The following is an 11,991-nucleotide window of genomic DNA, read 5'->3' as shown; positions in this document are numbered from 1 at the left end:
TATTGAGGTTGCAAATATACGTACCCTTTTTCTGCTTTTCCAAACATAATTTACATTTATTTTACATTCTTCTCTTAAGTTACTGGTATGATGAGAAATATTTTTTGATTTTTTTAGGTTTAAAACGAGAGATCGATAATTTTAGACGGGAAAAGCCCGTTTTTACCGCAGAAAATGATTAGACGTTTTGCTTTTCTTGAACAAAAGAAAAGTAAAAAGGACACTTTAGAAGGAGTGACTCGGGAGAAATTCCGTGAAACGGGATACATTTAATTAAAAAAATAAATAAACTTCTAATTTTGTTTAACGTGTAAAATAGATTTACATTCATACTATATATATAATATGCGCGATGATTTCGAAAGAAAAAGAATATTTTGAGATAATAAATAAGATTTACCTAAAAGTAATTGAAGAAGAGAATTTAGGTGAAACGGCTAACTATATACCAGAATTATCTAAAATAGATGGCGAGAAATTTGGAGTTTCTTTATTGTTTACGGATCAACTTCAATTTGGATTTGGTGATTGTGAAGAAAAATTCTCGATTCAAAGTATTTCAAAAGTGTTGCTTTTGGCTTTAGTTTATAGAGAAATTGGCGAGAAAATTTGGGAAAGAGTTGATGTAGAACCTTCGGGAACGCCTTTTAACTCATTGTTGCAATTAGAAACTGACAAAGGAATTCCTAGAAATCCATTTATTAATTCAGGTGCTTTAGTAGTTTGCGACATCTTAATTGATATTTGTGATGATCCGAAAGCATATTTTTTGGATTTTATTAAAAAGGTTTCTGGTAATTATTCTATTCAATATTCTGATAAAATTGCAAAAAGTGAATTTTCTACCGCTTATCGCAATGCAGCTTTGACAAATTTTATCAAATCCTTGGGCAACATTCATAATTCTCCTGATGAAGTTCTGGATTTGTATGTTTATATCTGTTCGATTGAAATGTCGTGTATGGAATTGAGTAAAACTTTCTCTTTTTTAGCAAATAAAGGAAAAAACTTGTTTGATGATTATCAAGTTTTGAACATTAGTCAAACAAAACGAATCAACGCTATTATGCAAACTTGCGGTTTCTATGATGAATCTGGCGAATTTGCTTTTCGAGTTGGATTACCAGGAAAAAGTGGTGTTGGCGGAGGAATTGTTGCAATTATGCCTAAATATTACATTGTTTCAGTTTGGAGTCCTAAACTAAACTTAAAAGGAAACTCTTATCGAGGAATGAAATTTCTGGAAGAATTTACAACCGCAACAGAGGATTCTATTTTTTAGAATTAATAATCTCCATCACTTTATTCACCGTTTCTTCCAAATTCATGTCCGAATTATCAACTTCGATTGCGTCATCAGCTTTACGAAGTGGAGAATATGCGCGATGAGAATCGATATAATCTCTTTCGTTCACATTTTTCAACACTTCATCCAAAGGAATATTTTTCCCTTGTTGTTGATATTCTAAAAAGCGACGTTGTGCACGAACTTCCGGTGAAGCTGTGACAAAAATTTTGATATCTGCATTAGGAAAAACAGTTGTCCCAATATCTCGACCGTCCATCACAATACCTCCTTTTTCTCCCATTTGCTGCTGAAGCGCTACACAATAATCGCGAACAGCAGGAATTTCAGAAATTGGACTAACCATTTTAGAAACTTCCATCGTACGAATATCTGCTTCCACATTTTCTCCATTCAAAAAGGTAAGATTCTTTTGAGTCGTAAGATCTTGTTGAAATTCTATCTTGATATCAGATAAGTTGGTTATTAATGCTTGCTCATCAATTTTATTATCGACAATATACTGATGTTGAAACGCATACAAAGTCACAGCGCGATACATTGCACCACTATCAATATGTGTATAACCAAGATTTTTTGCAATAATTTTTGACATCGAACTTTTTCCTGTAGAAGAATATCCGTCGATTGCAATAATTAAATTTTCTTTCATCTATATAGAATTGAAGACAAAGATAAGATTTTATAGTTGTTTGAAAAGTTTTTATAACCAAGGATTACTTCTCCAATAATCTCGACCTTGAATAATTCGGTCTAAATTGAGAATCAAACCAAAGTGATTAGAACCTCCAGATTTGTGGTAATTCGCATGACTAAACTCAAATCGGAACGCATTTATACGAATTCCAAAACCATACGTTAAGCCAGATAGAGAACGAATTCCTTCGGCTGCTAATTCATTTCCACGTTTGAAATTATATCCTAAACGCATATTAAAATCAGATTCGGGAAATAACTCTGCTCCAACCGAAAGGTGATCAATCATTTTTCTTCCAGCAGAAACTTCTTGTCCGTTTTTATTATAAGGTTGGGAAATATCAAACTTCTGTAAATCGTGCAAAGAAAACGTAAATTCTAACGGAACATGTTCTAATCGATGAGAAATTCCCAAATTAACTTGCGTTGGCATGTCTTCTTTTTTGCCATTATACGTTTGAATTTGTTGACCGATATTACGCACTACCAGCGAAACATTGATATTTTTATCGAAATCGTGATACGAAAGACCTACATCTCCAGCAATTGCTGAGGATTTATATGATTCGATAGTAGAATTAATGTATTTTATATTTGCTCCAACTGTCCAATAATCGCCCAAAACACGTGCATAACCAACTGTAATTGCGGCATCATTTGCTTTGAAATTCCCTGTTACATTTCCATTTTCGTCAGTTCCAATTAATTTTCCATAATCAACATATTGACCATGAACAGAAACAAAATTTTCTTGATCGATTTCATAAACCGTCGAAAATGTTCCGAAATCAACATCCGCAATATAATTGACATAATTGATTCCGAATTGACCATGCATTTCTCGGTTCATCAACGCAGGATTCCACAAAGAAGAATTGGGATCAGCATCCCACGAAGTTGCTGCATTTCCTCCCAAAGCCGCTTGACGTGGAGAAGTTGTAATGTTCAAAAACTCGTAAACACGCGTTCCATCTTGCGCAAGAATCGAAGTCGATAGCGCGATAAACAATAATGTACTTAGCTTTTTAAACATTTAGCAAAAATAAAGATTTTGTAGAATAACGAAAACAGAATGATTTTGGTATATGCAAAACAAAATTTTAGGCTTTCTGAAAAAAAGCTTAACTTCAATTTACCTAAAAAACACTTTATGGAATTTTTTATTGCCATTATTATATTCATATTGATTGTGATTTTGTTTAATAAAGTTTCGCAACTGAAAAAACAACTTGATTATCAAGAAACTAAACTAAAACATTTGCAAGAGCAATTAGATGCGAAAGAAATTAAAACTGAATCAAAACCAATTGTTGAGCAACCAAAAATAGTTGAAGAGAAAAAAAATGAACCTCAACCAGAAGTTGTTTCCTATCATAAAGTCGAAACGCCAAAACGTATTTTTGACGAAATTCCACCAAGACAAACAACTGAAAGCAGTTTTGATAAAAATCTCAACAATGCAATTGCATTTATCAAAGACAATTTCTTGACGATTTTCGGAATTGTAACCTTAGTTCTAGGAATCGCTTATTTCGTAAAATATGCAATTGATCAAAATTGGATCAACGAAACTTTCCGCGTGATGATTGGAATTGGAGTTGGTTTAGGAATTATTGGAATTGCTCATTTTATTCGGAAAAATTTTGAAATCTTTTCTTCCATCTTAATTGGAGGTGGATTAACCGTTTTATATTTCACCTTAACCATCGCCTTCCGAGAATATCATTTACTTTCTCAGAATACCACTTTTGGATTATTAACAATTGTGACGATTTTTTCTATCGTGATGGCGATGTTATATAATCGACAAGTTTTAGCCATTTTCTCGATTATTGGTGGTTTTACCGCTCCATTGATGATTAGTACAGGCGAAAGCAATTTTGTATTTCTATTTGGTTATTTGACGATTTTGAATCTAAGTATGCTTTACATGGCTTGGCGAAAAAACTGGCAAATCATTTCATTTATCGCGTTTGCTTTTACCTTTATATATAGTATTGCGTGGATTGACGATTCCAAAACCTCAACGCAATATCTTTTCTTTGGCTTGCTTTACGTTATTTTTACGGCAACAAGTCTGTTGAATTATTTCAAAAAAGGAGAATTTTCGGTTTGGAATTGCCTTTTACTTATTTTCAATACCATTTTATCAACCGTTTTAATTTCTTCGGTTTATTATTTTATTATTGGAAATAATAATGGTTTGATGGCTTTCTTATTTGCATTGATAAATACTTTCGGTGCATTTTACATCTACAAAACATCTAAAAATAATTTATTACAAAATACCTTAATCGGTTTGAGTATTGCGCTTATCACAACTGCAATTGCCTTACAATTTAAAGCAAATGTCGTTTCGATTTGTTTCGCGATTGAATCAACTTTATTACTATTTCTTTGGAAAAAAAGTAAAGAAAACATTTTCAAAGTCTTTTTCATTGCGATGTTTCCATTTTTATTGATTGCTTTATGCGTCAATTGGTTTGATTATATTGATACTAAAAAACATTTAGCCGTAATTTTTAATCACGTTTTCATCACAAGTTTTATTGCATTAATTTGTTCTATTGCGAATATATATTTGATGAAAGATTTCGAAACCGAAGAACAATTTTTAGGTTTTAAGCTCAATCATTCCAAATTTATTTTCATCTCAACATCACTTTTATTGATGTACACAGGAATTTTGTTCGAATTAATTTACCAAATCGAACCTTATTTCAACTTTATGATGATTGTAAGTTATGTATTGATTTATACATTATTCTTTATTGCATTTGTTTTAGCGCTGCGCGAAAAACTAAATTTAGGAAATACCTTGCAACTTGTTTTACAAATTTCTGCAGCTTTCTGCATTCTATTTTTACCAATGTTTGCCGAAATTCCGTTGTTACCAAGCAAAATAAATTACAACATCGGTAGTTATTTTCTTTATTTGAGTTATCTCATTCCGACAGCTTACATTATTTATTTAGTTGTAAAAAGTAGCGATTTCCAAAGCTCCAAAGCAAAACAAATCATCAGCATGCTTGTCTTAGTTTATGTGATTAGTTTCGAGAAATACAATGGCTTTATGTTGATAACACTTGACGAAACTTCTTCTAATTTTTCGCATCAAGCTGATATTTTCCGAATGATATTATTACCAATTATTTGGGCAGTTTTAGGATTTGTATTGATTTATTTCGGATTGAGAAAACAACTGAAAGGTTTTCCTATTGTTGGAATTATATTATTTGGATTGATTATTCTAAAATTATATTTTGTTGATGTTTGGGAAATGAGCAATATTTTCAGAATAATATCTTTTATTGTTTTAGGAATTTTAACCTTATTAACTTCTTTTATGTATCAAAAACTAAAAAATTTGATGGTTAATTTGATGGAAAAACCGAGCGAAAACAAAGAAGCTGAACAATAATGTTCAGCTTCTTTGTTAATTATTTCTTTGCAATGCTTCAGCAATTACACGCATATCATCCGAAGAAGGCGACTCGAAAATCTCTAAATGGAAATATGGAACAACCGCAATAATATGATCGAAAATATCAGCCATAATCACTTCATATTCGTTCCAAACTGTTGTATTTGTAAACATAAATAACTCAATTGGCAAACCGTGTTCGGTTGGTTGAAGTTGCCGAACCTCGAACATCAAATCTGTTCTAATTTTTGGACTATTATAGGTATATGTCTTGATATATTGTCGAAAAAGACCAATATTCGTCATTCGTCTTCCATTCGCCAAAATCGTTGGATCAACTTTATTCGAGACATTATATTGATTGATTTCATTCGTTCTATCTACAATAAAATCGTGTAACATTCGAATTTTTTTCAATTCTTCAATTTCTTCTTCTGTCAAAAATCGAATCGAATTCATTTTAATATTTATCGAACGTTTTATTCGTCGTCCACCAGCATTTTGCATACCGCGATAATTACGAAACGAATCTGAAACTAAGGCATACGTCGGAATTGTTGTAATTGTTTTATCAAAATTCTGAACTTTTACCGTTCCTAAATTAATTTCGGTAACCGTTCCATCAGCGCCATATTTCGTCATTTCAATCCAATCTCCCACGCGCACCATATCATTCATTGAAACCTGAATACTCGCCACAAAACCTAATATCGAATCTTTAAAAACCAACATCAAAACCGCCGAAGCCGCTCCCAAAGAAACCAAAAAGGTAATAGGCGATTTCCCTGTCGCAATCGAAAAAATTAGGATTCCGCAAACAAAGAAAACCAAAATATTCATCACTTGCAGATAACTATCAATTGGTTTATCCGAAAAAGATTTATTACCTCGAAGAAAATCTCTGAACGATTTAAAAATTGCATTAAACAACAACCCAACAGCAATTACCAATGCAACATCTGTAATTTGCATCGCAATTTTGATCCAATTCGGAAATCCTTTGAAGATAAGTGGAATCGCTTCTTTGGCGACAATTACAGGAACAATGTGTGTTGCGAATTGTAAAACCCTGTTCTTAATCAATAAATCGTCAATCTTGGTTTTACTTTTTGCAATAAAGTTGGTTAAAACGAGTAGTAACACTTTTCGTAATAAAAAATCGATCGCATACAATATAATAACTAACAAAATTGATAGAATAATTGTTGTCATTATTGTAGTAGAATAACTCGATAATCCCAATTTGGCAATCATTTCGAGCATTGAGCGATACACATCGCTTTGAATATTTTCGTCTAAAAGTTCCATTTGAATAAAAACTAATGCAACAAAAATAAGTTTATCCTTTTCATAATTTACAACAACTGATAAATTACATTGAAATTTGTTGGTTTCTTAATTTATCTTGGTTCAAAACAATGAAAAGATTATATTTGTTAGATTAATCTAACTTATTTATTAAAATTAATGTTTTCAAACCCGTTGATATTTGCTTTTAGTTTAACCTTTCTTGCCGGAATTAGCACTGGAATTGGAAGTCTTTTGTGTTTATTATACAAAAAATTCAATCCAAAATTCTTAGGTTTAATGTTAGGAATTTCTGCTGGCGTAATGCTTTATGTCTCATTTGTAGAAATTCTGACCAAAGCAAAATTTTCTTTATCAACAGTTTTTGGAGAAAAATTAGGTTACACATATTCTTTATTGGGATTTTTTGCTGGAATTTTAATCATTATTTTGATCGATAAACTATTACCTCATCATCATTGCGAAGAAAATAAAACAGAAACAAACGATCAGAAATTATTACGTTTGGGATTATTTTCAGCTTTAGCTTTATCAATTCATAATTTTCCTGAAGGATTAGCAACTTTTTTGTCCGCTTTAGAAAATCCAACTTACGGAATTTCTATTGCATCAGCTATTGCTATTCATAATATTCCAGAAGGAATTGCCGTTGCTATTCCAATCTATTACGCTACAAAGAATAGAAAAAAAGCATTTCTATACTCTTTTTTATCAGGATTAACAGAACCTATTGGCGCATTAATTGGCTATTTTGTATTGTTACAATTTTTTGATGAATCAATTTTCGGAGCAATCTTCGCGAGTGTCGCAGGTATGATGGTTTATATTTCGATTAATGAATTAATTCCGACCGCTAATGAATACGCTGGAAAAAAATTATCAACTTACGGAATTGTAATCGGAATGTTTGTAATGGCGGTTAGTCTTGTACTTTTTATGTAAAAACAAAAAAACTTCCCAATGAGAGAAGTTTTTGTATGAATTAATATTTAAAATTTTAAGTTGTCTGAGGTAATTCTCTCGTTAGCCAACCACTTCTTCCTGCTGTTACAATAGCATAAGGCGTAATCCAAAAAAGCGTGAACATATAGAAAATACTGTAAACGTATGCTAATAAAGCTTCGTTAAAATTATATTTTTTCGCATAAAAAATCATCTGAATACTTGAAAAAACTAAAACACCAGACAATGTACTTGTGATGAATAAAATTGGATGTGTTGCAACAAAAAAGATTAAAATTAAAAATAATGGAATTGCCATGATTAATTTTATCCATTGCATCATCAGAATTATACGAGTTCCTGCTGTAGAACCTTCTCTAAAGTTGGTGAAAGCAAATTTTGTCATCATAATATTCTCACGAACATTACTTCTCTCCCAACGAATAAACATTTTGTATAAATTCTTATAACGCTCTGGAGTATTGGTATAAACCATTGCATTTTTCTGAAAATAGACATGTTTACCTTGCTTCAAAATCATATTTGTCAAAGCTCTATCCTCACCGATTGTACTTGGTTGCCCTAAAAAAGATTGATTTATCCATTCTTCCAAACAATTATGTACAACATCTTTTCTGTAAGCCGCTAACGCTCCAGGTGTACAAAACACAGAACCTAACGCACTTTGAGCAGATCGAACAAACTCAAAACTGAATGTAAAACTAACACTCAACATTTTTGGAATCAAACCTTTTTCTTTATTCAATACACGAACATTACCAGCGACAGCACCACAATTTTCGTTCACTACAAAAGGACTTACCAAGTTTCTAAGCGTAGATTCATCAACAATAGAATCACTATCAACCGTCACAAAAACATCACCTTTTCCAATTTTGAAACCTTTATATAATGCATGACGTTTTCCCATATTTTTTAGCTGTTGAAAAAGTGTAACGCGATCGCCTAAAACTTTCTTCGCTTCAAGAAGCCATTTCCATGTATCATCTTTACTCCCATCATCAACGGCTAAAATCTCTAATTTTTCGGGTGGATAATTACTATCAGCCAAACTCAACAAAGTATCATATACTAATTTTCCTTCATTATATGCCGGAACAATAATGGTACAAGTTGGTAAATCTGCATCAGCAACATTTTTGACCGGTTTATATTTTATGAATAAATAGCCTAAATAAAAAAGAAAGGAAGTTTTAACAATAAGAAGTGCCAATCCAAGGCTATAAATAATAACACCCCACCAGGTAGATAATTTTGTGCTGTGCCATTGTAGAAATTCATTTTGGTAAATAAACAAAAAAAGAATAGAAGTTAGCATAATCACAAAAGTTGTAGCAATAACTAGATAATCTTTCTTTGTAAGGCAGTTTTTAGAAATTCTCTCTATGAATTTATTTCGTAAAGACTTTTTTTCTTGTTCATCCGATCGAATAACCTTTAACACTGTCTTATGCTCCGTGGTGGATAACAAAGTCGTGTTTGCCAGATTGTTTTTTGAATCTATAGTAGTCATCTGAGTAATTTTAAAGTTTTAATTAAAAACTGAGTAAAATGACAACTACTATGCCACCTAACGTTAATATAAAACTCAAGAAGTTAAATCTTTATTAAAAATTAAATACTTATAAACGACTGATTCTTAATAAAATTTCAATATGTATTCTAATTAAAAATTAGACGTATAGTATGTTACATTTTAATCTGATTTCTTAATAAAAACAAAAAAACTTCCCGAAAAGAGAAGTAATTTTGAGAAATGATATAAATTAACACATGAGGATTTTGTTACTGCAAATGTATGCAGCAAATAAAACTCAAAGCTTAACAGAATATCAATAGATTGTTAAGCGAAGATTAAATAGAAAGATTATGAAAAATATAGTTTTACTTTTTTGCTTTACTATAATTTATAGTTGTTCGTCGTCTTCAGATTTTCACAACATAAATGATCTTATTGAAGATGGAAAGTATTGTGCAAATATCAAGGTTAAAACGAATAAGTCAACAAAGACATATCAATTAACCATAACAACGAAGAATAATTATTTGCATAAAATTGATTGGTCAAATGGTGGATGGCTGGATAATACACATTACAAACTTCCTGAGTTTTATGAAAACGAAGCTACTTTTTAACAAAATTAATCAACTCAATTTTAATTAAATTATGGAATTTCCAATAAAAATACAGACATCAAACAGCGAACAATTCGCCCGTACTAATGCCGTAAATATGGCATTCCGATTTGGTGTAAATACAAATAAGCCCCTTTCTGTTTCCGAAGTTGTAGGACAAAACGGAAACCCCGATTTTAATTCTAAAGCCTATTACGGAACTCCTATAAGAGATAATATATTATTAAAATGCACCGAAACGCAAAAAGATAAATCTAATAAAACAATCGAGTTTGAACTAAAGGACTGTATTTTGACAGTAAACCGCCCTAAAGTAATTGTAACAACCCCTATTACTGGAATGGACGGCACAGTAAAAGAAATGGTTTCACACGATGATTTTCAAATTACTTTAGATGTTGGTTTAGATAATTATTTAGGGAATGAAGATAATGAGAGTAGATTTGTTTACCCTAAAGATAAAGTAGAAAAATTTATAGAACTTTTAGAAATGAAAGAATCTATAAATATAGCGTCTGACTTTTTGCAAATGTTTAAAATTAGTTCAGTTGTTGTAAAAGAATACAGACGATAAAGAAAAGTTTATAGTACCTATTGAGTTTGATAGCTATTCCGATTTAAGTTGGACAATTAAAAACATTACAAATGTTTGTATGAATTACCTTTATGCAAAAGAGGAAAATATGTTATTAACAGATGATTTATTCGATGTTATTAAATTACTGGAAATCCAAAGACAATTAATACCAGTTGCAGAAATGGAACTATTAGACAAATTGCGAGAAAAAATATAATTTCAAAAACAAACCTCATCTTTCAAATCGAAATGATGAGGTTTATTTTAGTTTTTAATCTTTTATCGAAATATCATTGCCGTATTTTTCAACTACTTTATTAACTGAATCTTCATTAAGGTTTCCGTTTTCGTCAACAATATTGTTTATATAAAATATTTTAACTAAATCTTTTCTTGATTCCCTACTTTCAATTGTTTTATCAAATCCTAAAAATTTAACCTTATCATAGGTATACCTCGTGTCTCTTGGGACTTTATAAACAGTAATAAAAATAATTTCCTCATTATTCAAATTTTTTATTGAACAAGTATCACTAAACGCACCGCAATTCTCGAATTTCAAATATTCTTTATCATTAACATAGGCTATATCTTTTTTAATTTTTACATTTTGTCCATATGAGTTTATAGAAATGATTAAGAAAAAAAAGATTGTTTTAATTAAATTATTATTCATATTAAAAGTTTTATTATTAACTCAAGTTTTATTAAAATATTATTTAAATAAATTTATTTATCAAAAATAATAAAATTTAAAATTGTTTGATGTTTAAACCTTTTTTTAAAAAACGGTTTAAAATATGAGTTTTGAAACTATTGATATTCATTTTTTCGAACGAATTAGGGATTATGCTTTTGAAATAAAGAAAAGTCTAAACAATACTTTCAGTAAACATATTGATATTTTCAAAACCTTTATGCGTTGGGCAGAAGAAAGAGATTATCATAAAAATACCTCTTTCAAAAAGTTCAAAACAACAGAAAATGAAATCGAGGTAATTTATCTAACGAAAGACGAACTATTTCATTTATTAAATTTCGAATTTGAAAAAACAAAGCATTCTCATGTAAGAGATGTTTATTGTTTTTCTTGCTTCACAGGTTTGAGATTCTCTGATGCTTATAATTTAAATAGGGCTAACATTCTTGAAGACCATATTAAATTGAACATTCAAAAAACAAAAACAATCGATCACATTGTTCCATTGAATCAATTTGCAAAACAAATTTTAGAGCGATACGAAAACACCATTTATTACCCGTTACCTGTAATATCATCTCAAAAATTCAATGAATACATTAAGGAAGCTTGTGAAATTGCACAAATTAACACACCTGTTTCTATTACAAGATATTCTGGTCAAAAAAGGATTGATGATATTGTCCCAAAACATAAATTAATCACAAGTCATACTGCACGAAAAACCTTTGTTACCAATTCTGTAATTATGGGAATGAACATTTCTGTATTGAAAAAAATAACAGGACATAAAAAAGAAGAAAGCTTTAGAAAATATGTAAATATTTCTGAGGAATTAAAGAAAAACGAAATGGAGAACACTTGGGATAAAATAAAATAAT

11 protein-coding genes are annotated in these 11,991 nt (G+C 30.5%); 6 read left to right on the top strand and 5 right to left on the bottom strand.

Annotated elements, in window-relative coordinates:
* Nucleotides 1-352 precede the first annotated feature (352 nt).
* Nucleotides 353-1,282, top strand: a complete 930-nt coding sequence (locus B4H69_RS02310) for a glutaminase (RefSeq protein WP_221856736.1) — start codon at nucleotides 353-355, stop codon at nucleotides 1,280-1,282.
* On the opposite strand, the gene cmk is transcribed toward B4H69_RS02310, so the two are convergent.
* On the bottom strand, nucleotides 1,272-1,958 hold the full coding sequence (gene cmk / locus B4H69_RS02305; protein WP_280046535.1) for a (d)CMP kinase: 687 nt from the start codon (nucleotides 1,956-1,958) through the stop codon (nucleotides 1,272-1,274). The genes B4H69_RS02310 and cmk overlap by 11 nt on opposite strands.
* A 51-nt stretch (nucleotides 1,959-2,009) precedes the next feature.
* A complete protein-coding gene (gene porQ, locus B4H69_RS02300) occupies nucleotides 2,010-3,035 on the bottom strand; it encodes a type IX secretion system protein PorQ (protein ID WP_291092583.1) in 1,026 nt (341 codons plus the stop codon).
* 117 nt (nucleotides 3,036-3,152) lie between these two features.
* On the opposite strand from porQ, the gene B4H69_RS02295 reads away from it, so the two are divergent.
* A complete protein-coding gene (locus B4H69_RS02295) occupies nucleotides 3,153-5,423 on the top strand; it encodes a DUF2339 domain-containing protein (RefSeq protein ID WP_291092581.1) in 2,271 nt (756 codons plus the stop codon).
* A 15-nt stretch (nucleotides 5,424-5,438) separates the two neighbouring features.
* Here B4H69_RS02295 and B4H69_RS02290 read toward each other — a convergent pair whose 3' ends face one another.
* A complete protein-coding gene (locus tag B4H69_RS02290) occupies nucleotides 5,439-6,734 on the bottom strand; it encodes a mechanosensitive ion channel family protein (RefSeq protein ID WP_038333147.1) in 1,296 nt (431 codons plus the stop codon).
* 159 nt (nucleotides 6,735-6,893) lie between these two features.
* Between B4H69_RS02290 and zupT the strand changes: the two genes are divergently transcribed.
* On the top strand, nucleotides 6,894-7,676 hold the full coding sequence (zupT, locus tag B4H69_RS02285) for a zinc transporter ZupT (RefSeq protein ID WP_291092578.1): 783 nt from the start codon (nucleotides 6,894-6,896) through the stop codon (nucleotides 7,674-7,676).
* Nucleotides 7,677-7,731: 55 nt separating this feature from the next.
* On the opposite strand, the gene B4H69_RS02280 is transcribed toward zupT, so the two are convergent.
* Nucleotides 7,732-9,210 carry a glycosyltransferase family 2 protein gene (locus tag B4H69_RS02280; RefSeq protein WP_280046529.1) on the bottom strand — a complete coding sequence of 493 codons (1,479 nt, stop codon included), beginning with the start codon at nucleotides 9,208-9,210 and terminating at the stop codon, nucleotides 7,732-7,734.
* Nucleotides 9,211-9,566: 356 nt separating this feature from the next.
* On the opposite strand from B4H69_RS02280, the gene B4H69_RS02275 reads away from it, so the two are divergent.
* On the top strand, nucleotides 9,567-9,833 hold the full coding sequence (locus B4H69_RS02275) for a hypothetical protein (protein WP_280046528.1): 267 nt from the start codon (nucleotides 9,567-9,569) through the stop codon (nucleotides 9,831-9,833).
* A 97-nt stretch (nucleotides 9,834-9,930) separates the two neighbouring features.
* On the top strand, nucleotides 9,931-10,407 hold the full coding sequence (locus tag B4H69_RS02270) for a DUF6046 domain-containing protein (protein WP_291092575.1): 477 nt from the start codon (nucleotides 9,931-9,933) through the stop codon (nucleotides 10,405-10,407).
* 274 nt (nucleotides 10,408-10,681) lie between these two features.
* Here the strand turns inward: B4H69_RS02270 and B4H69_RS02265 are convergent, their stop codons facing one another.
* Nucleotides 10,682-11,086: a hypothetical protein gene (locus tag B4H69_RS02265; RefSeq protein WP_280046498.1), complete on the bottom strand. Its 405-nt coding sequence runs from the start codon at nucleotides 11,084-11,086 to the stop codon at nucleotides 10,682-10,684.
* Between the two features lie 124 nt (nucleotides 11,087-11,210).
* On the opposite strand from B4H69_RS02265, the gene B4H69_RS02260 reads away from it, so the two are divergent.
* Nucleotides 11,211-11,990 (top strand): site-specific integrase, encoded by a 780-nt coding sequence (locus tag B4H69_RS02260; RefSeq protein ID WP_280046497.1) that lies wholly within the window; start codon nucleotides 11,211-11,213, stop codon nucleotides 11,988-11,990.
* Nucleotide 11,991 lies beyond the last annotated feature (1 nt).

The organism is Empedobacter sp. UBA6745, from assembly GCF_002453775.1.
In the GTDB taxonomy this organism is placed as follows: domain Bacteria; phylum Bacteroidota; class Bacteroidia; order Flavobacteriales; family Weeksellaceae; genus Empedobacter; species Empedobacter falsenii_C.
This window is presented reverse-complemented; position numbering and strand designations above follow the sequence as displayed.

Excerpts from the sequence above, each read along its gene's own strand:
- B4H69_RS02310 (WP_221856736.1), top strand. The coding sequence starts at position 353 with ATGATTTCGAAAGAAAAAGAATATTTTGAGATAATAAATAAGATTTAC.
- cmk (WP_280046535.1), bottom strand. The coding sequence starts at position 1,958 with ATGAAAGAAAATTTAATTATTGCAATCGACGGATATTCTTCTACAGGA.
- porQ (WP_291092583.1), bottom strand. The coding sequence starts at position 3,035 with ATGTTTAAAAAGCTAAGTACATTATTGTTTATCGCGCTATCGACTTCG.
- B4H69_RS02295 (WP_291092581.1), top strand. The coding sequence starts at position 3,153 with ATGGAATTTTTTATTGCCATTATTATATTCATATTGATTGTGATTTTG.
- B4H69_RS02290 (WP_038333147.1), bottom strand. The coding sequence starts at position 6,734 with ATGGAACTTTTAGACGAAAATATTCAAAGCGATGTGTATCGCTCAATG.
- zupT (WP_291092578.1), top strand. The coding sequence starts at position 6,894 with ATGTTTTCAAACCCGTTGATATTTGCTTTTAGTTTAACCTTTCTTGCC.
- B4H69_RS02280 (WP_280046529.1), bottom strand. The coding sequence starts at position 9,210 with ATGACTACTATAGATTCAAAAAACAATCTGGCAAACACGACTTTGTTA.
- B4H69_RS02275 (WP_280046528.1), top strand. The coding sequence starts at position 9,567 with ATGAAAAATATAGTTTTACTTTTTTGCTTTACTATAATTTATAGTTGT.
- B4H69_RS02270 (WP_291092575.1), top strand. The coding sequence starts at position 9,931 with ATGGCATTCCGATTTGGTGTAAATACAAATAAGCCCCTTTCTGTTTCC.
- B4H69_RS02265 (WP_280046498.1), bottom strand. The coding sequence starts at position 11,086 with ATGAATAATAATTTAATTAAAACAATCTTTTTTTTCTTAATCATTTCT.
- B4H69_RS02260 (WP_280046497.1), top strand. The coding sequence starts at position 11,211 with ATGAGTTTTGAAACTATTGATATTCATTTTTTCGAACGAATTAGGGAT.